The organism is Flavobacterium ajazii (genome assembly GCF_010614725.1).
GTDB lineage: Bacteria > Bacteroidota > Bacteroidia > Flavobacteriales > Flavobacteriaceae > Flavobacterium > Flavobacterium ajazii.
The window spans coordinates 78,360-99,678 of sequence record NZ_JAAEHL010000018.1 but is presented as its reverse complement, the minus strand read 5'-3'; the positions used below and the strand labels follow the sequence as shown (position 1 = coordinate 99,678).

Here is a 21,319-nt window from a genome sequence, read left to right as displayed (position 1 = left end):
CAGCAACGATCACCGCTACACTGAGCACCGCTTCGACTACCGATACAGTAGTAAGCTTAGGGTTCAGCGGAACGGCAAGCGGAGCAGACTATGCCGCAAGCAATACTAGCATTACGATACCAGCAGGCCAGCTGACCGGAACGATCACTATTGATCCGACCGATGATGCCCTGTACGAAGGCAACGAAACGGTAATCATCGACATCACAGGGGTAAGCGGAGGTAATGGTGCCACAGAAAACGGCGTTCAGCAGGTTACGGTAACAATTACAGATGATGAAACCACACCAACCGTGACATTAAGCGGCACAACAAGCATAGCTGAGAATGCAGCAGGCACAGCAACGATCACCGCTACACTGAGCACCGCTTCGACTACCGATACAGTAGTAAGCTTAGGGTTCAGCGGAACGGCAAGCGGAGCAGACTATGCCGCAAGCAATACTAGCATTACGATACCAGCAGGCCAGCTGAGCGGAACGATCACTATTGATCCGACCGATGATGCCCTGTACGAAGGCAACGAAACCGTGATTATCGACATTACTAATGTTACAGGCGGTAATGGCGCCACAGAAAACGGCGTTCAGCAGGCTACGGTAACAATTACAGATGATGAAACCACACCAACGGTAAGTATTTCTGCTCCTGTGGCAGTAGAAGGGACGAATGCAGTATTCACGGTAAGTTTGGATGTACCAAGTTCAGTAGATACAGTAATTAATGTTGTCACTACAAACGGTACAGCAGGATCTCTTGATTATACATCGGTTAATACAACAGTAATTATTCCTGCCGGAAGTACAAGTGCAACGGTAATTATTCCAATATTGAACGATGCCATCCATGAGCCTAATGAGACATTTATCTTAACAGGAACTGTAACTAGTGGTACTACAAGCAATACAACAGTAAGCACAACAGGAACTATTACCGATAATAATGGAGTGCCAACAATGAGTATTTCAAACCCAACGGCAAGCGAGGGTAGTCCAGCAGTGTTCACGGTAAGTTTGAATGTAGCGAGTTCAGTAGATACAGTAATTAATGTTGTCACTACAAACGGTACAGCAGGATCTCTTGATTATACATTAGTGAATACTACGGTAACTATTCCGGCAGGAAGTACTAATGTAACGGTAAGTGTTCCTACTTTAATTGATGCTATTAATGAAGCATCTGAAACTTTTACCCTAACCGGTACAATAACAGCTGGATCAATTGCCAATACAACTGCGATCGGTACGGCTACCATTAACGATACGAGTATTGTTTTAATTGCCAATAATGATGAAGCTTCACCAGACGGAATAAATGGTTCATTGGAATTTATAAATGTTCTGGATAATGATTTTAGAAATGGATTGAAAATAGATCCTTCAGATGTTAATATTCAACAAAAAACAACTTTTACATATTTTGAATTTAATTCAGACGGTACGGTAAATATATTGCCAAATACTCCGGGAGGTACTTATGAAGTGGTATATGAGATCTGCGAAAAAGCTGGTTCAAATAATTGTACTACTGCTGTATTAAAAGTTTTTGTTGAAGCTCCGTCGATTGCAATTATTAAAACGGCAACATTTAATGATGAGGATAATAGCGGATATGCAAATGCAGGTGAAACGATTACCTATAACTTTAAAATTACAAATACAGGAAATGTTCCATTATATGGAATAAAAGTTACAGATAATCTGCCAGGAATTGTATTATCAGGACAGCCAATTAGTTTACAAGTTGGTGAATCTGATGAGCATACATTTACAGCGACATATTCTATTTCGCAAAGTGATATCAATAATGGAAGTGTAACAAATCAGGCTTCTGTAACAGGTCAAAGTCTATTAGGTGTTGTTGTTGAAGACAAATCAGATGATAAAAATAATGCTGATGATAATCCAACAGTATCAAACATAGAAGGTTGTGTTATTAAAGTATTTAACGCTGTTTCTCCTAATAATGATAATTTGAATGACGAACTTAACATAAGAGGTATTGAATGTTATCCTGACAACACTATTGAGATTTATAATCGTTGGGGTGTCCTGGTATTTTCAAGAGACCGTTATGATAATACTAATGGGAATTTCAAAGGAATTTCAGAAGGAAGAACAACAATTAAACAATCAGAGAAGTTACCTGTAGGAACTTATTTTTATATTTTAAAATATAAAGATAGTAATGCGAAGCAGCATGAATCAGCAGGATATTTATATCTAAGCAATTAATAAAAAAAGAAATGACTTACTGTATTTGCAGTAAGTCATTTAATAAAAGTTATAAAATGAAAAAATTAGTTTTAGTTTTTATGTTGTTTTCTGCTTTGGGTTTTGCTCAGCAAGATTCACAGTATACACAATATATGTATAATACTATCAATGTTAATCCTGCTTATGCTGGTTCCCGTGGTGTCTTAAGTATTTTTGGACTGCATCGTTCCCAATGGATTGGACTTGAAGGAGCACCGACTACTAATACGTTATCTGTGAATACTCCCTTAAATCGTGAAAGTTTAGGATTAGGAGTCTCTGTTGTAAATGACAGAATCGGACCAACGAATGAAACTACTGTTTCTACCGATTTGTCTTATACAATTCATACCTCAGAAACATTTAAACTTTCATTTGGAATTAAAGCAACAGCTAATTTATTTAATCTTGATGTCAATAAATTAGATGTAAAAGATCAGGGAGATGCACAATTTCAAAACATGGACGGGAAATTCTCTCCAAATATAGGAGCAGGAATTTATTGGCATTCTGATAAAGCCTATTTAGGTTTGTCAGTTCCTAATTTTATCGAAACCAATCGTTATAATAATGAAGATGTCGCTATTTTTAAAGAAAGGATAAATTACTATTTTATAGCGGGGTATGTATTTAATTTAGACGATTTGGAATACATCAAATTTAAACCGGCATTATTGACCAAATTGGTTCAGGGAGCTCCATTACAAGTGGATGTTTCGGGTAATTTTATGTTTAACGATAAATTTGTTGTAGGAGTTGGGTATCGTTGGAGTGCTTCATTAAGTGCGATGGCAGGTTTTCAGGTTACAGAAGGGTTATATATTGGGTATGGATACGACCATGAAACAACAAGATTGCAAAAATTCAATTCAGGTTCACACGAGGTTTTCCTTCGATTTGATTTGTTTAACAGTTACAGAAGTATTACTTCACCAAGATTCTTCTAATATTCAATTACTATGATAATTAAAAAAATAAGTTATACAGCTTTATTGTTTATGATGGCTTTGACAGCAATCGGACAAAAAAATGAAACGGCTGATGCTGATAAAAAATATGACAAATATGAGTTTGTAGACGCTATCGAGGTATATGAAAAAGTTGCAGAAAAAGGATATAAAGATGAAAAGATATTTCAACGATTAGGCAATGCATATTATTTTAATGCAGAATTGACTAAAGCGGTAAAATGGTACGATCAGCTTTTTGATTTGAATGCAGAACAAGAACCGGAATATCTTTATCGTTATGCTCAATGTCTTAAAGCAGCAGGGAATTATAAAAAAGCAGACGAAATACTAACCGAGTTTAACAAAAAAGTAAATACTGATAAACGCGGGATGTTATTTGAAAATAACAAGAATTACTTAGAAGAGATAAAAGCCAATTCGAATCGTTTTGAAATCGCTGATGCAGGAATAAATTCAGCTTTATCAGATTACGGTACTACGATTCTAAATGATAAACTTGTTTTTGCTTCGGCTCGTGATACAGGTGGAGTTGTAAAAAAAACGTTCAAATGGACCAACAGATCTTTTACTAATTTATATGCTGCAGCTTTAATGCCAGACGGGAGTGTTGGGATTCCTGAGCGTTTTCAAAAGAATATTAACTCAAAGTTTAATGAATCGACACCTGTTTTTACTCAGGATGGGAAAACAATGTATTTTACCAGAAATAATTATTTAGATGGTAAAAGAAGAAATGACGAAAAAAAAGTAACACTCTTAAAACTCTACAAAGCAACTTTAATCCAGAATCAATGGCAGAATATTACGGAACTCCCTTTTAATAGTGACCAATATAGTGTAGCACATCCTGCTTTAAGCCCAGATGAAAAAACATTGTATTTTGCATCAGATATGCCTGGAACGTTTGGGCAATCGGACTTGTTTAAAGTAAGTATAAATGAAGACGGAACATTTGGGAAGCCTGAAAATTTGGGAAGTGAAATAAATACAGAAGGAAGGGAAACGTTTCCCTTTATTTCAGGAGATAATGAACTGTATTTTGCCACTGACGGAAGACCAGGTTTAGGAGGACTGGATATATTTGTTTCCAAAATAAATTCAGATTTGAGTTTTGAAGAGGTTCAAAATGTTGGAAAACCGGTAAATAGTAAACAAGATGATTTTGCTTTTATAATTAACAGCAAAAGCAGAAGTGGTTTTTTTACGTCAAACAGAGAAAATGGGAATGGCTTAGATGATATTTATCGATTCACTGAAACCAAAAGACTGGTTTGTGAACAAGATTTGACAGGGACTGTTGCTGATGCTGAATCAAACGAAATACTTGCCAATGCATCTCTTATGTTATTTGACGAAAATTCCAATTTTGTAGCAACAGTTTCTTCAGATGAAAAAGGGAATTACATATTCCCTAAAGTGGTCTGTGGGAAAAAATATTCTATGAGAATTTCCAGAAATGGTTATGAAACAAAGACTGTTTCAGTAACAATCAATAAAAGAAGAGGAAATACTACTCTACAGATTTTGCTGGAAAAAATATTTATACCAATTGTAGCTAAACAAATTGAATCAAAAAAAATACCTGTTAAGGTGTTAATAAAACCGGAAGCTGTAAAAGAAGGAATAGATTTAGCAAAATTACTGCATTTGCCAATGAACTTTTTTGATTTGGGTAAGGCGACAATCAAAAAAGTATCAGAGCCTCAATTGAAGAAACTGGTTGATGTTTTAAACCAATATCCAACAATGAAACTTGATATTCGTTCGCATACAGATAGCCGTCAGTCTGCATCAAATAATATGATTCTCTCAGAAAAACGAGCACAATCTACTAAAAACTGGCTGGTTAAGAAAGGAATTGATGCCAGTAGATTAACGGCCAAAGGATACGGAGAAACCCAATTAGTCAATAAATGTGCCGATGGAGTAAAATGTACAGAAAAACAACATCAGTTAAACAGACGAAGTGAGTTCATCATTATTAGTATGTAGTTAGGAAATATAAATTATACCTGTAGAGCATTAAGAAATATTGATTCTTAGTTATCAATGATTATTATTAAAAGCAGCTTGAGAAGGCTGCTTTTTTGTTGGTTTCAGTTTAGGGCTTAAAAGTCTGTAATTTATTGCAGTACTTTAGTAATGTGAAAAAATCTTACCTTCAGATTATTAGTTCAGAAATAAAAAAGAGTCGCATACCATTAGCAGATTAACATGTCAAGTTGTTTAGTTACCAAATTTTGTACAGTAAAATCGAACTTTAATGACGAAGCATAATTGTTTATGCTATGGAATTTTATTGTCAAAAATGAATATAGAGGCGGTCTACACTTTTGAGACAGCCTCATATTAATATAAATTATCGATAATCTAAATGTTTAATGCAATAATTAATCCCCAGCACATCCGATACATTATCTCTGTTTGGCAAATTCAATCATGGCCGATAATTCTTCAACAGCTTTGTCTGCATCTTGTGAAAATCCCGAAGTGCTGAAACGAATATCACCTTTGCCGTCAATTACAAATTTGGCTGGTATTCCTTTTACTTTGTAAGCGGATGCGGCTGCACTTTCATTGGTTACTGAATTTCGAAGATCCATCAGAACTTTAAAAGTATATTTATTATCTGTGATGTATTTACCGGCTTCTACTGTTGGATTACCTGATTTTTTCTCCCATGTATGCAGGAATAAAAATACGACGCCGGGATCGTTATTATATCTGTTAATGGTTTTCTGCATGGCTGGAAATGATGCTTTACAAGGGCCACACCAAGTTGCCCAGAAATCAAGTACCACAACCTTACCTTTATAATCACTCAGTCTGACTGTTTTTCCATTTACATCTTTCAGTTCAAATTCTGGTGCAGGTTCTTTAATCGCAATTTTTGTTATTTCTTCTTTTAAAACAGTTTTCTGCTCTGTTTTAAGTTTTAAGAGATAAGAGTCAAAATCAGCATTCTGCCCATTTTTAGCCAGATAAGCTGTTTTAAGGTCAGACAAAGTGATCGGATCAGAACTGCCTTGTAACACGTACGTTTCCAAAAAAGGAAGAGCGTCTGAATAACGTTTTGTCTTTAAAAGAGCATTTGCATACGCTTTTTCTATTGCGGTTTCAAAGCGATTATTAATTGATTTCATTTTTTTAGAGTATTCGTATTTTTCTTTTGCAAGCAGAAAGCCATTTTCAGGATTTTGTCCATTTGAAAGGGCATTAATATATGCTGTAAGCATTTTTATATAAGTGCTTTTTGCACGAATTATGAGATCTTCTTTTACATTCTTTTCAATTAGCAGTTTATCAAGGTTTGCTTTAGAATCATCCAGTCCGTATTTTAAATATTCTGCGGCTGCATCTGCGTTTGATTCAGTCATATCACAGGCCATTTCAGCATAAATGCTTTCTTTGGGAAACTTATTTCCTTTGCTGTCTGTGGAAAAAACGGTCAAATTGACCATAAATTTTCAGCCTAAAGTGAGCATCAGTTTCGGAGCAAACTGACCACCCTTTTTCAATTCAAACTGACCACCTGTTTTCGGTGTAAATTGACCACCAAAAAACTACTTTTTTTCATGTTGTTTAACCATGGATCTGTATAAAACTACAGACTATGGCAAATAATACAATAGACATGAATAAAATTAGAAAAGTAATTAAATTACATTGTGGCGGTAAGAGCAAGTTGTTTATAAGCAAGTATTTGTCTCTTTCCAGAAATACGGTAAAGAAATACATCTCTTTATTTGAAGTACTTGGATTAAGTCTTGAATCGATTAATCAAAAAACAGATGTAGAATTAGACGCACTTTTTTCCCAAAGCACAGAAGAGATTACCACTCCAAGGATACAAAAGGTCTATGAGTTTTTTCCGCAAATGGAACGGGAATTAAAGAAAACAGGCGTAACCATGTATGGCATGTGGGAGCGCTATATCTCTTTAAATGTTGATGGATTTAGAATCTCTCAATTTAGATTCCACTACTTCAAATGGAGTAATAAGGTCAATCCTGTGATGCATATGATTCATAAGGCTGGAGATAAAATGTATGTGGATTATGCCGGAAAGACACTCTCAATTGTTGACAAATCAACATCTGAAATCAAGGAAGTACAGTTTTTTGTAGCCATTCTTGGAGCAAGCCAATATACTTATGCAGAGGCTTCTATGAGTCAGCAAAAAGAAGATTTTGTTGCTTCAGTAGAAAATGCGATATGCTTTTTCGAAGGTACTCCTGCCGCAATTGTGCCGGACAATCTAAAATCTGCCGTAATCAAAAGCAGTCGCTTCGAACCCACCATTAATGAAACTCTTGCAGATTTAGCAGAACACTATGAAACCACTATTCTGCCCGCAAGAGCATATAGACCAAGGGATAAATCTCTGGTTGAAGGAGCGGTTAAAATACTTTACAGAAGAATTTATGCGAATTTAAAGGACATAGAATTCTTTAGTTTAGAAGAGTTAAATGAAACTATATGGTACTTGCTTGATGATCATAATAACAGAAAGCTTACAGGACGCCCATACTCTCGTTTTGAGTTGTTTATTGAAGACGAGAAGCATGAATTACAACCACTTCCTCAGGAACGTTTTGAAATCAAATATCATTCAATGGCGACAGTTATGCAAAACGGACATGTTCAATTAAGCCAGGACAAAAACTATTACAGCGTACCTTATCAATATATAAAGAAAAAAGTAAAACTGTTGTATACAACATCAACAGTTGAAATCTACTTCAAATACAATCGTATAGCTACTCACAGCAGGAATCCTAAACCTTATATCTATACTACAAATCCGGAACATCTGGCAAGTACACATCAATTTGTATCAGAATGGAGTGCCTTTAGATTTATTGAATGGGCCAACAGCATTGATCCTTCAGTAGGAGAATATATTATGCAGATAATCGATAGCAGAAGCCATCCAGAACAGGCATACAAAAGTTGTTTAGGGATATTATCTTTTGAAAAAAAGGTAGGTACAGAAAGATTGATAAATGCCTGTAAACGCGCACTGGACTTTAAGATTTATAATTTTAAAACTATAAACAACATCTTAGAGAACAGTCTCGATAAAATACCATTTGAACAAGAAAAAGAACAGGGTCTTCCTGAGCATAATAACATTAGAGGGAAACATTATTTTAACTAAAATCAATATACAATGAATGAATCTACCGCAACAAAAATGAAGCAAATGAAGCTTCATGGAATGCATAACGCTTTTAAAACAGCCATTGAAAGTGGCAAAACTGACCATTATACGATCGATCAGTTTATATCGATGATGATAGATGCAGAATGGGATGAAAGACACAACAGACGTATTGAACGAAGTATTACAAATGCACGCTTCCACTACAAATCAAATATTGAAAGCATCAATTTTGATCAGTCCCGAAACATTGACAGAAACCTTATACTTCGTCTTGCAGAGTGCAGTTTTGTTGAAAAGAACGAAAATGTCTTAATAACCGGAAGCACTGGCGTGGGTAAAAGTTTTTTAGGAACAGCTCTGGGTTATCAGGCTTGCATAGAGGGATATAAAGTAAGTTATTTTAATACTTCAAAACTGTTCGCAAAATTAAAAATGGCAAAAGCAGACGGTACTTACTTAAGAGAACTTGCTAAAATACAAAGGCAGGATGTTATAATACTTGATGATTTTGGATTGCAAGCACTCGATAATCACAACAGAATTACACTCCTAGAGATCATTGAAGACAGGCATAATAACGGTTCTATCATTGTAACTTCGCAAATCCCAGTTCAGGGATGGTATGATATCATTGGGGAGAAAACCATAGCAGATGCAATCTTAGACAGATTAATACATCAATCGCACAGAGTTGAACTGCATGGCGAATCAATGAGAAAGAAAAAAAGCATAAATAAAGGATAATTATTTATCTATATTTGAATATAAATTAACAAATGAAAAAAAGTAGTTTTTTGAAATAAATGGAGGTGCTCACTTTGCACCGAAAATAGGTGGTCACTTTAAACCGAAACTAGATGGTCACTTTAAATTGAAATTAGGTGGTCAATATCAATGGTTTTTACAATTAGTCATTTATTATGAAATATAGCGATAACTTAATTATGCAAAATCAGTTTGACTGTATATCCAGAAGCAGAAGATCCGGCTATAAATACAGTATAAACTTTTCCGGCAGCAAAATCAGTTGCTGCCAAGGCTGCCAGATTTTCAGATTCCCCGCTGCCGCGTACTTGAATACCTAATGAACCGGCATTAATTTCAGAATAACCGCTTTGATTGTAACGTGCAACATTTAAAGCCAGATTATTGCCTTGGGCATCAATAAAATCAATATTGGCAGGAGCACCACCGCTTAAATGAATAAATTTTACTTTGGCTTTTCCACTGGCCGGAGCAGTTATATTATCCTCATAAAGTCTCACTTCTGCATCATTTCTTGATTCTCCTGTTAAGTATACAGTATATCTTTTATCATCATCCAGATCAAGTTCTTCAGAAGCATATAGGTCATTATCGTTTTGATCTCTAAACTGGCTTACCAGATTGTTTCCCACAGCTACATCATGGTACGATACCGAATGCTCCAGATAATCCAGATTATTAATGTAAGGAATGTTAGCCATGACAAATTTTTGAGAACCTGAGTTAGGTGCGGCATTTACAATTTTAAGGTGTGCAGAACCAAAAGGATCTACTTCGTTACTATCACAAGATGATAAAAATATTAAGACTGCTGCAGCCATTACCTTTACAGGGATTAATTTAATAAAGATTGTTTTAATTTTCATAATTTTAAATTTGAGTTTTACTTAGCTTTTATCCAATTACATATATTTTACCTTAATGGTGATTTTGTTGTTTGGGTTTTTTATAGTTACCTTAAAGTCATCAAAGACTGGTTTTTTCATCTTTTCCATGAAGAAGTCCGAGAAACCAAAACCTTCTTTGGGTATTCCAATTAGATTTTTATTGAGTTCCCCATTTTTATTTTCATCATCAATAAGAGTGATGCCGTAAATTCCAGGTTCGATATTGAAATTAATTTTCATCGAGCCGTTATCAACGGTCTTTTTTTCAAAGATTAATTTTTTGAAAACTTTTTCCTGTTCGTAATCTTCACTGTTTTTAAATACATTTAATATAATTTGTCCTTTTTCTGAGCGGATACCTGAAATTTTTACATTGGTATTTTGTCCATAAGAATTGGTAAAGCATAAAATGACTATTAAGATTGTAAGCCAGCCTGTTTGGGGGATTTTCATTTGAATCATTATTTGAATTTTAGGATATTGCTCTGCGAAAGTAATAAGGCAGTTTCTTAAGAGTCATAAAAAATAAAGCCAAACGGACAATTTTACGGGTGAACCGTTATGTAGAGAAAAAAGATATCATAATAGAGACAATTAATAACAGGAAAAATATTTTAAGAAAAGAATTGTTATTGCTTAATCTAGTTTGCATTAATCCATAATCTTCACACTGGAACCCTTTATTATAGCGGTTTTTTTGTTTTTACATCATTTTAAAAACAATGCAATTTTATTGCTTTTGAGGATTGCTTAATTAAAGCATATTTAAATAAAACGAATACTCCAAAATACAGCAAAATGATCTTATGCTTTTATTTCGACCTCTCATGGATAAAAATTCCGCATTCATGCCTTTTTTTTAATTTGAATTATAGCGGCATAGTAATTTTATTACTGAAATGAGATAAAGATGCATGCGCTAATGTGCCTCAGAATCACTTTCCAAAACGAGACGTAACTAACCTGAAAAGGATCAAAATACATAACAAAATGGAAAATTCAAACGGTTTACAACAGCAAACATGCCCTTATCAGGCTCAACAAGCAGCTGCGGCGGTAACAGCACCACCAGCGGTAATTCCAGATATTACAACTCCGCTTGTATCAACAACGAATCAGCCGCCGGTTATTGGTACTTCTAATCTTGGGCTTTTAAATAATTTTATTGGTACCTGGAATAGTCCTACGGGAGCAAATGCTACAGGTTACAATGTTATGCCTTTACCCCAAACAGATGCTCCAAATGGTTACATTACTAAAAACTTTCCTTATTTCGAAGAAATTTCATTTTCGGCTATAGCTGGAGGTGCACCAAATAGAGAAGGACAATATACACAAGCAAGCAGCGTGTTGTTTTATGAACAAAGAGTATACATTGCCAACAATGCCGATCCAAACGGAGCACAGCCCATTCAAAATACTTTAATTCATGCAGAAAACGGAACCTGGCTTTATCACGTAATACAAAACCAGGTTGAAGGCCCTTATGGTCCTGGGTTTGTTCCGGATTCAAATCCAATTCCTGTACAAAATCCGGCAACTCAGTATAACAAACAAATTTCGGTTCCTCATGGAGTTTCCGTTTTAATGACGGGAGGACCAGTTGCTTCGGGAACAGGAAATCCGGTTTTTCCAACCGCAGACAGAACTAAATTACCATTTACAGATCCTACAGTAATTGATCCGTCAACTTATTTAACACAGCAATTGAGTACATTGAACAGTCAGGGAATTACTGTTGACAGTTATTCAAGTATTACGGTAAGTACAAGTAATGAAGGTGGTGCAGTAAGCAATATAAATTTTGAAAATTCTTTTGGAAAAGTGCTTTCAATGAACACCACCTGGTATGTTGAAAATTTAAGTAACGGAACGACTCAGTTACAATACATTCAAAATATTGTTTTACAATTTGTGATTAATGGTATGCCAACTCAGTTTTTACATATCGATGCTAATACCCTGCAGCTGGTAGAAACTTTTGTTCCGGTTAATGCAACCCAAGCGTGGCAAAATACTGGAATTGCTGTACAACCGGGTAATACAATAACAATAAGTTACGAATCTGGTCTATGGACAGCAGATCCGCAAACCAATAATGGTAATCTGTATGATGCAAATGGATGCCCGGGTATCATTGTAACCCAATCAGGATATCCTGTCCAAAATGTAAACATGGGGTCACTTATAGGACAGGTTGGAAATAATGCTCCATTTTTTATTGGAAACGGGCCAGTTACAACCCCTGCTGGTCAAAGCGGTCCATTGAAGTTGTGTATCAACGATGATTTAAATGCTGAATACGGAGCCGGATTAGCCGATAATATTGGCAGTCTGCAAGTTCGTATTAAAATTTAAAAGACTAATATAAATCTCTTCAGAAAGTAAGCTGAAGAGATTTATTGATATAAACAAAACACTCCTAATTATAATAACCAAAAAATGAAACCTACAAAAGAATTTACGGTTGCAGATTATCTGCTTACCCGGCTTAAACAATTAAATGTCACTGAGGTTTTTCAAATTCCGGGCGACTATGTAAAACATTTTACACAGGCTCTGGAATACTTTGATGGAATCGAAACCATTGGAACTTCAAACGAACTAGACGCTTCTTATGCAGCAGATGCTTATGCACGTACGAGAGGTTTAGCGGCTGTATCTTTACAATACGGGGTAAGTACTTTTAGCGCATTAAATGCTATTGCAGGAGCTTATGTAGAGCGCAGTCCTGTTGTTGTAATTAGTGCTACACCCGGAGCTGATGCAAGACAAATTGGAAGTATGTACAATGTACTTTACCATCATTCTACAGGTAATCTTAACGCAGATCAGGAAGTTTATGAAAGAGTGACTGTTGCTGCTGAGACGCTGAGTAGTTCTGTAGACGCTCCTGAAAAAATAGATAAATTACTTATCGCAGCACTTACGCATCAAAGACCCGTATACATAGCATGTTATAAAGAGGTATGGGGCGAACCTTGTCCTAAACCTTCCAATAAAAAATTGGAAGCTGAAATAATAAAGAGTGAACCAGCAGCACTTGAAAATGCTGTTTCTCAGGCATGGTCTCAAATTAGTCAGGCGAAAACACCTATAATTTTTGCAGGTGTAGAGCTTTTGCGACATAAACTAACCAAGCAATTAGAAGAACTTATTAAAGCAAGCGGAATGTTGTACACTACAACTTCACTTGGAAAAACGGTTTTGGATGAAAAAGGCGATAAATTTATCGGAACCTATTCTGATCAGGCTTCAATACCCGAAGTTATAAAAGTGGTCGAAGCTTCGGACTGTATTTTATCTTTAGGAACTATTATTACTGATGATTATTTATGGTTGGTAGAAAATAAATTTTCGGATATGATTCAGGTAACGACTCAGGAAACGAGAGTTGGTTATTTTACTTATTCGGGAGTAACTTTAAAAGACTTTATTGAAGCCTTAACAGAACGATTTAAAAAAGCTTCAGGATATCCTTTAAAAGTAAAAGCTCCGGCTCAGCCAAAATTCCCTGAACCTTGGCGATCTAATTCTGATCCTAAATACGATTTAACTCCGGAAATAATAACCTTTAACCGCTTTTTTGAGCATGCTACATCTTTTCTGAAAAAAGAAAAAATGCTGGATGATATTGTAATGACTTTTGGTGTAAGTTCATCAATGTACGTGGCTACCAATATTTACGGATTATCTCAAAATGCTTATATATCTTCGGCAGCGTGGCAGTGTATTGGTTTTGAAACTGGTGCAGCTTCAGGAGCTCAACTAGGAAGCGGTAAGCAAGCCTGGACAGTAGCTGGTGACGGCGGTTTTATGATGATTGCACAATCACTTTCGACACTTGTAAAATACAACATCAACTCTGTAATTTTTGTAATGAGCAACGGAGTATATGCAATTGAACAAGTTTATGTAGATATGGATTCGTTTAAAGCAGGACCAGATCATAAATTTGACGAATTTGATATTCTTCCAAAATGGGATTATCAGGCACTTGCCAAAGCATTTGGAGCCAACAGCTACCGTGCAGAAACTGTTTCAGAGTTAGATGAAGTACTTCTAAAACTTAAGAAAAAAACAAATCTTCCAACCCTGGTAGAAATTGTGATTCCTCAAAAAGATCTCGCACAACAAATGGCAAGACTTGGAAATGAATAAAACCACTATCTATAAAAACTACTAAAAATTTGAAAACTATACTATCATGAGCAAAAAAACATACTCTATTTTTGGAGCAGGTGCAGCCGGACTCTATACTGCATGGAGATTACTTGATGGAAAATCTAAACTCGCCAAAAACGAAAAAATGCTCGTTAAGGGCGATGTATTAGAACTTTACGACTGGGGAAAATATGATTTTTCTAAAAAAAATCCGGGAACCAGAGAACCGGGCGCACGTGTTTGTACATGGCATTATAAAGATGACAAAGACAATTCGTACCTTGAATTAGGAGGTATGAGATATTTATATTGGGATGGTACTCCTCAGGGACCTGGACATCGTTTAGTAACTAAAACAATTGAAGAATTGGATTTAAAGAAAGATTCAGTTCCGTTTAATGAATCAGCAGATCCTTTAATGTCGTTGCGTTCAAAAAACATGTATATCTCAGATATCAATTCTAACCAGCCAGCCCCATATTTCGCAAATAATTACGCTCAGGATGCTCCGCCAGATGATGGTTTTACAACGATACAATCTGTAGCAATCACACAAACATCAGGGCCGACTACCCGTAGAGAATGGTGCAAATTTTATGAAGAAGGAAGAATCAATGTTGATATGCCAGATAGTTCGATCTTTCAAAAAGGAGATTTGCTAAAGGAAATAGGATATTGGAACTTAGGTTACGATATGCTTGGACAAGAAGGATTTGGTTATTTATCTGATGGTAATGGCTATAGTTCAAACGTAGTAAACAGCAATAGCGCTCAGTCATTTAATGTGAATGATGAGTTTCTTCCGGGAACAGAATACAAAACATTAATAAAAGGATATTCCAGTTTATTTGACAGCTTATTTGAAGAAGTTGAAAAACTAGCAAAACAAAAAGGGATTACCCTAAATTATTATCCAAATGTTAGGCTGCGTTCTATTATACACACAAAATCTGGAGTGAATTTTACAACTGCAACACGCAAAGATCCGGATGCACTTGCAGAAAGAAAAAAATGTGATGCCGCATTTTTGGCTATGCCAAGAGCAGCAATTGACTTAGTGGCGCAGGCAAGCAGATACAGTGATGATGAAGGAACGGATGTATTAAATCACGAAAAAGTACAGCTGTATTTAGAGTCTGTATTAATGGAACCTTCATACAAAATAGGAATGTTTTTCGATACACCCTGGTGGAGAACAACTGAGGCAGGAAGTCCAACTTATCCGGCTAAGCTAACAAGTTATTTTTTAACACAGGAAGGAATTGAGAAATTAAAAAAAGAGAATTTTCCATCTAAATATCTTAAGGAAATTGAAAAGGCTACAAACCCGGTTATTATAGCAAATACCTTTAATGATAAAGCCAGTTTTATAGCTGCTGTAGAAAATGCAATTCAGGAGCGTTTAACTTTTAAAGAAGAAAAACAAATCTCAACTATTGCCGAATTAGATACTATTGGCCCAAGTATTACAGATATGCCTATCCGACAAGTCGTTTATTTTGGTGATAATGCCAGAGACGGAAAAGGAAAAAAAGTATATGGTATTTTGGCCAGTTATGATGATATTCTATACGCAACATTCTGGAAAGCTCTAGAACTTGGACCAGATGCAACTCGCGAAATTCCTGAATCAAGAGATTTACAACCGCTTGAAGGGCCAAGAGATGCTACTCCGGTAATGGTAAAAATGCTTCGTTCACAATTGGCATCACTGCATTTTGGACCGCAGGCTGATTATTCGTATGTACCAGAACCTTTAGAAACGAAATATATGGACTGGTCGCTTCCTCCATTTAATGCAGGATATCACGCTTATAAATCACACTATAATTTAGGCGATGTACAAAGAAAAATCAGAAAACCATCACAGCTTGTTCCAAACACAGACTGCGAAATTTTTATCGTGGGAGAAACATATTCAAACGATCAGGCCTGGGTAGAAGGTGCATTTTGTACTGCCGAATCTGTTCTGAATGATTTCTTTGGTATTCAACCTATTATCGACGAAAAATACTATCCATTTATCAGTCCGGAGTAATCTATTTTAACCAAAAACAAATGAAAACAAAAAAACTATTTACCTATTCTACTTCGGTAACAAAAGAGAATATCAAAGATGTAATGCAGCAGGCAATTGCACTGGAGCTTGCTACTATTCCGACGTATTTGTCTACCTATTATTCCATTAACAGAGCGCAGGATCAGGATAAACTGTACGCTAAACTTCATTCGCAGCTTTCACAATCTGGTGTGCGTACTGCTGCCGAAATTGACGAATTAGCGCAAGACCTGAAACTGGATATATTGGTTTATTCGAATAAATCAGCTGCTTTAATTATGAGTGTTGTTATTGAAGAAATGCTGCATCTGGCACTTTCATGCAATGTGAAACAGGCAGTTTGTCAAACGGCACCTGATTTAATGGGAATTGGAAAAGTATTATCTTTTCCAACACAATTAGACGGACATATTCCTGAATTTCAAATTAATGCAGCAAAATTGTCATTGAAGCAATTGACTACATTTTTGCAAATTGAAAGCCCTGAGCCGTTTAAAGATCCTTATGCAAATGCACAATTATTAGATACAGTTGAATATCAAACAATAGGGCGTTTGTATGAAATGATTATCAAATGTATAAAAGAGGATTTCCCGGGACCTTATGAGCAAAGACCACAACTACTTCCTCCGGATAATCCGGATCGTCCGAGACCGTATTATTCTCAAAATTCAATGAATACGGTACATTATGACAGAGAGCACAATCCTCAATTTGCCAATACAGATGATAGTGAAGGACTTGTTGGCGTACACGACGCTCACTCTGCAATTGAAGCTATACATCGCATCATTGAACAGGGAGAAGGAAAAAGTAAATACAAGCAGCATACCTTAATTTGGGGCGAAAATAAAATGCCGGTACCAATGGATATTGTGGATGGCAAAGTAGTTTTTTGGGAAGGTGATTTTGATGATTCAGGAAAAGAGCCTGCCCATTTTGCCAAATTTCTTGAAGCTTATACGCTTGGAGGACATTATCAGCAAAAGTTCCGTAACATTCAGGGCTTAGATGATTTCTTCAGCTATTTTGTGTACGATACTGATGCCGATCCGAAAACAGCCGATTACATTGCTTCCGGAAATCAGTCACTGGCACTGTGTTCACAACTGGGTAATGCCGTTTTTGCTTATATTCTTTTAATGATCGAAGCCTGTTACTACAAAGATGAAAGTACACAATACGATTTATTCATTTTTGGTATTCATAAATCAATGATCTGGCTTTTGAGTGGTGTTGGAAACCAAATTAATCAATACACTTATACCAAAGGCAATCAGGCTTATAAAGGTGCTTTAACATTTGAACCTTTTTCGTTTGAACAAAGTTTCTTAAGGCCAAAAGCACAAATCATGAATCTGGTTGAGCAATTAGCAAAAGCTGATCCTGTAAATTGGGGCTGGGCAATCAAAAGCGAAAACTATTTCCCGTCTTTACCAGACGTGGGATTGGATTACAGCATTGAAGCCGATATTCCTAAAGTACCAAGTACACCTTATAGACACAATCATTAATATAAAAAGATACAACATGTCAGAATTAGAAATCAAAGAGCTTCATGTATGTATGGGGCTTAATTCATGTAAGAATGCAGGATATTCAGGAAATAATGATTGTGCAGGTCAAGGAGATTGCTCAACAGCAGTTGGTCATCCTTGCCATACCTTAAACGCCTGTAAAGGGCAGGGAGGCTGCGGTATTTTTGGAACCACCGAAGAACTTTGTCATCCGGGTGAAAATGATTGTCGTTATCAGGGTAGCTGTGGTATACCAATTTTGTCTTCGCGTTTTATGGCACAAGGACCTAATAAAGGGTTAAGTGTATGGCAGTTGGCAAGGATACGATTTGAAGAAAAAAGAAAAGAAAGCGGACTGTCGTTTGGCGAGGCTCCACAACAATACGGACCAAGCGATGATTATGTAAACACAATCCGCGGTACTTCGGGTGTAGATTATTCGTCCTGCGGGCAGAGCGGTTCAAGATTTTGTTCTTATGTTAATAACCCTGCCGACAGAAAGGCTGCAGCAACGCAGAGGGTTTTGAAAATGGAAGAAGAAAGCGCTAAAAAATTACCGGAAAGTCTTTCCAATTGTCAATCAAAAAACCATGGAAAATAGACTTGGATTGCCCAATTTAGGATTGGGTTTAGGACTCAGAAGCCAGCATTTTGAGCACATTCTCGAAAAGAACCCTGCCGTAGACTGGTTTGAGGTAATTTCTGAGAATTTTATGGATTCTTACGGGCTTCCGAGATATATTTTACATCAAATAGCAGAAAAATATCCCGTGGTTATGCACGGGGTATCGCTTTCTATAGGAAGCACTGATCCCTTAAATTTTGATTACCTAAAGAGTTTAAAACAACTGGCTGCTGAGGTAAAACCCGCCTGGATTAGTGACCATTTATGCTGGACAGGAGTTTTAACGACCAATTCGCACGATTTATTGCCGCTTCCGCTAAATGAAGAGTCATTAAAACACGTTTGTAACCGAATTAGACAAGTTCAGGATTACTTAGAACGACCGCTCATTGTAGAAAATCCAAGTACCTATGCATCTTTCAATAATTCGACACTTCCGGAATGGGAGTTTTTGCGTATCATGACCGAAGAAACTGGCTGTGGATTACTTCTGGATGTAAACAATGTATACGTATCTTCTTTTAATAATGATTTTGATCCTGTAGCATACATCAACGGAATTCCACATGATAAAGTAGTTCAAATGCATTTGGCAGGCCATCAAAATTGTGGCAATTATATTATTGATACACATGATAGGGAAGTAAATAATCAGGTTTGGAAATTGTTTCAACAGGCTTATCAATTAGTCAATCAGGTATCAGTTTTATTGGAATGGGACGGAAATATTCCGGCTTTTGATGTATATCATTCTGAATTGCTTAAATCAAAGCAATATATGGATGCAGCATTTGTTGGAGTTGAAAAAGAAGTTTTTTCTATAGATAAAGAACAAGTTTCAAACCCATTGAATTTATTCGCTGTAGACAAATTTTTATAAACTCCAAAGATGCAGAAAACGGTAAAAATACCACTAAAAGAATTTCAGCAATGGATGCAGCAGCTTTTGCTTGATCCTTATCAGCAAACAGGAATAAAACCCAGTGATTTGCTTTCGAATGCTACAAATGCTGCTTCAATTGAAGACGTGATTTGTCATTCAGAAAAACTCACTGCTCAGGAACATTTAGCTATCTACCAGCGAAGTTATATAGCACGATTACGAAATTGTATGTCGCAGCAGTTTAGTGCATTGGAATATGCTTTAGGAGAAGCTATTTTTTGCGCTTTCGCTGATGACTATCTGGCTTCAAAACCTTCTACTAATTATAATTTATCTTTTTTGGGAGATCAATTTACAGACTATCTTGAAAATAACAGACCTGATGCCAATGAAGATGTAAAAGAAGACTGGATTGATTTTATGATTGAACTGGCCCGGTTTGAATATGCGATTGGTGTTCTTTTTGAAGAGAAAGCAGAAGAAAATTATCAATTAGCGGCAATCGATACATCCGAAGATCAACTAAAGTTGGTACCTGTGTTTACTTTGTTTAAGTTTCGGTTTCCTGTCCGAAAGTATTATCACGAATTCAAAAATGGAAAAAATCCCGTTCTGCCTTTTGGAAAAGAAAGTTATTGCGTGGTGTTAAGGCACAAATTTAAACTGTCCATTTACGATCTGCACAAAGAGCAGTATGATTTTCTGTGTCTTTTAAAAGAGAGTAAGAATATGATTGAGACAAAAGAATGGTTTAAGATTCATTATAAAGACAATACAGTCCAATTTGAACAGGTATGGAGCAGTTGGAAAGAACGCTGGCTGGATTCTCATTTTTTTAGAGTGTAACGAGATTTTATCAGCTTAATCCTAAAACGGAAAGAAAATAAAAGAGGCTGTCTAAAGTGGACAGCCTCTTTATCGTTGTAGCCTAACGGGACAATTCTCGAACCATTTTCAGGATGACTTAAACAAAATAAATATCAGAAAATATTAAATTTTCGGTTTAAATCTCATAGCAGTCACTTGCACTTATGCTTTATAAAGTAACCCTTATTGAACAATTTTCAAGCCAGTTTATAAATGATGCAATAAGAAGATTATCTTTAATTTTTGTTCAGAATCGGTTTAGTATGTATCATAAGGGTTTAATGTTGAAATACTGAATTTCTACGAAGACTTTGTTTAAAATTAGTTGTTTTAAACAGTTTTTAATACACCTCCATCAGCTCTTATTGAAGCTCCATTTGTTGCAATTGATAATGGACTTGCTAGATATGCAGCCAATGAAGCAATTTCAGAGGGATTTATAAAACGCTGTAAGAGAGAATGTGGATTTGTCTGCTGTATAATAATGTTCTTCATTTGTTCGGTTTCAATATTCTGCATTGACGCAATTTGTTCTATTGTAGATGCTACGCCATCAGAATAGGTGGGACCGCCTAGAATTGTATTTACAGTAACCTCAGTTCCAATTGTTAGTTTTGATAAACCATTGCTTACAGCCATCATTGCGGCTTTAGTCATTCCGTAATGAATCATGTTTCCGGGAATATTTACTCCAGACTCACTGCTTATAAAAATAATTCTTCCTGATTTTTTCTCAAGCATTTGCGGTAAAAGTCTTTTCGAAAGACGTACAGCGCTCATTACATTGACTTCGAAGATTCTATGCCAATCCTCATCTGCAAGATCTTCGAAATTCTTTAATTCGAAAATTCCAATATTATTGACTAATATGTCGATATCGGTAAGCTTGTCTAATAATACATCTACTTCCTCTTTTTTTTCGAAGTCAGTTTTAATACCAGAGATAGAGGCTGCAGGGAACTCTGTTTTTAATTTAAAGACTGCTTCATTTATCTTTTCCTCATTTCTTCCATTGATAATCACTTCGACTTTTTCTGATAATAATTGCCGTGCAATTGCAAAACCAATTCCCTGTGTTGATCCGCTGATGAAAGCTCTTTTTCTTTCTAATTTTAAGTTCATTTTATATAATATTTATTTTGTAATGATTGATACATAA

Annotated in this window: 16 protein-coding genes; 12 read left to right on the top strand and 4 right to left on the bottom strand. The window is 35.9% G+C overall.

Annotated elements, in window-relative coordinates; all coding sequences use genetic code 11:
- The 3 genes from GWR14_RS23305 to GWR14_RS23295 form a co-directional block, all read left to right on the top strand.
- Positions 1 to 2,234 (top strand): T9SS type B sorting domain-containing protein (locus tag GWR14_RS23305; protein WP_163411546.1); only part of this gene is annotated, 2,234 nt, incomplete at its 5' end.
- Between the two features lie 56 nt (positions 2,235 to 2,290).
- Positions 2,291 to 3,202, top strand: coding sequence for a PorP/SprF family type IX secretion system membrane protein (locus GWR14_RS23300; RefSeq protein WP_163411545.1), 912 nt, complete (start codon positions 2,291 to 2,293; stop codon positions 3,200 to 3,202).
- A gap of 12 nt (positions 3,203 to 3,214) precedes the next feature.
- Positions 3,215 to 5,218: an OmpA family protein gene (locus GWR14_RS23295; protein WP_163411544.1), complete on the top strand. Its 2,004-nt coding sequence runs from the start codon at positions 3,215 to 3,217 to the stop codon at positions 5,216 to 5,218.
- 422 nt (positions 5,219 to 5,640) lie between these two features.
- Here the strand turns inward: GWR14_RS23295 and GWR14_RS23290 are convergent, their stop codons facing one another.
- Positions 5,641 to 6,678 carry a TlpA family protein disulfide reductase gene (locus tag GWR14_RS23290; RefSeq protein WP_163411543.1) on the bottom strand — a complete coding sequence of 346 codons (1,038 nt, stop codon included), beginning with the start codon at positions 6,676 to 6,678 and terminating at the stop codon, positions 5,641 to 5,643.
- Positions 6,679 to 6,839: 161 nt separating this feature from the next.
- Here GWR14_RS23290 and istA point away from each other — a divergent pair, with 161 nt between their 5' ends.
- Both istA and istB read left to right on the top strand, forming a co-directional pair.
- Positions 6,840 to 8,387, top strand: coding sequence for an IS21 family transposase (istA, locus tag GWR14_RS23285; protein ID WP_163411542.1), 1,548 nt, complete (start codon positions 6,840 to 6,842; stop codon positions 8,385 to 8,387).
- 12 nt (positions 8,388 to 8,399) lie between these two features.
- Positions 8,400 to 9,137, top strand: a complete 738-nt coding sequence (istB, locus tag GWR14_RS23280; RefSeq protein WP_163411541.1) for an IS21-like element helper ATPase IstB — start codon at positions 8,400 to 8,402, stop codon at positions 9,135 to 9,137.
- A 194-nt stretch (positions 9,138 to 9,331) separates the two neighbouring features.
- Here istB and GWR14_RS23275 read toward each other — a convergent pair whose 3' ends face one another.
- The gene (locus tag GWR14_RS23275; protein ID WP_163411540.1) at positions 9,332 to 10,024 is read right to left on the bottom strand and encodes a DUF4397 domain-containing protein; all 693 of its coding nucleotides are present in this window, start codon (positions 10,022 to 10,024) and stop codon (positions 9,332 to 9,334) included.
- A 36-nt stretch (positions 10,025 to 10,060) separates the two neighbouring features.
- A complete protein-coding gene (locus tag GWR14_RS23270) occupies positions 10,061 to 10,498 on the bottom strand; it encodes a DUF2141 domain-containing protein (protein ID WP_163411539.1) in 438 nt (145 codons plus the stop codon).
- Between the two features lie 537 nt (positions 10,499 to 11,035).
- On the opposite strand from GWR14_RS23270, the gene GWR14_RS23265 reads away from it, so the two are divergent.
- From GWR14_RS23265 to GWR14_RS23235, 7 genes are all read left to right on the top strand, one after another.
- Positions 11,036 to 12,403 (top strand): heme-binding protein, encoded by a 1,368-nt coding sequence (locus tag GWR14_RS23265; protein WP_163411538.1) that lies wholly within the window; start codon positions 11,036 to 11,038, stop codon positions 12,401 to 12,403.
- Positions 12,404 to 12,487: 84 nt separating this feature from the next.
- On the top strand, positions 12,488 to 14,206 hold the full coding sequence (locus GWR14_RS23260; RefSeq protein ID WP_163411537.1) for an alpha-keto acid decarboxylase family protein: 1,719 nt from the start codon (positions 12,488 to 12,490) through the stop codon (positions 14,204 to 14,206).
- A 46-nt stretch (positions 14,207 to 14,252) separates the two neighbouring features.
- A complete protein-coding gene (locus GWR14_RS23255; protein WP_163411536.1) occupies positions 14,253 to 16,247 on the top strand; it encodes a flavin monoamine oxidase family protein in 1,995 nt (664 codons plus the stop codon).
- A 20-nt stretch (positions 16,248 to 16,267) separates the two neighbouring features.
- Positions 16,268 to 17,782 (top strand): ferritin-like domain-containing protein, encoded by a 1,515-nt coding sequence (locus tag GWR14_RS23250; protein ID WP_163411535.1) that lies wholly within the window; start codon positions 16,268 to 16,270, stop codon positions 17,780 to 17,782.
- Between the two features lie 16 nt (positions 17,783 to 17,798).
- Positions 17,799 to 18,386 (top strand): hypothetical protein, encoded by a 588-nt coding sequence (locus GWR14_RS23245; protein ID WP_163411534.1) that lies wholly within the window; start codon positions 17,799 to 17,801, stop codon positions 18,384 to 18,386.
- Positions 18,376 to 19,290 carry an MNIO family bufferin maturase gene (bufB, locus tag GWR14_RS23240; protein ID WP_163411533.1) on the top strand — a complete coding sequence of 305 codons (915 nt, stop codon included), beginning with the start codon at positions 18,376 to 18,378 and terminating at the stop codon, positions 19,288 to 19,290. Before GWR14_RS23245 ends, bufB begins: the two co-directional genes overlap by 11 nt.
- A 9-nt stretch (positions 19,291 to 19,299) precedes the next feature.
- Complete coding sequence (locus GWR14_RS23235) at positions 19,300 to 20,139, top strand: HvfC/BufC N-terminal domain-containing protein (protein WP_163411532.1); 840 nt, start codon at positions 19,300 to 19,302, stop codon at positions 20,137 to 20,139.
- Between the two features lie 351 nt (positions 20,140 to 20,490).
- Here the strand turns inward: GWR14_RS23235 and GWR14_RS23230 are convergent, their stop codons facing one another.
- Positions 20,491 to 21,282, bottom strand: a complete 792-nt coding sequence (locus GWR14_RS23230; RefSeq protein ID WP_163411531.1) for an SDR family NAD(P)-dependent oxidoreductase — start codon at positions 21,280 to 21,282, stop codon at positions 20,491 to 20,493.
- Positions 21,283 to 21,319: the final 37 nt, after the last annotated feature.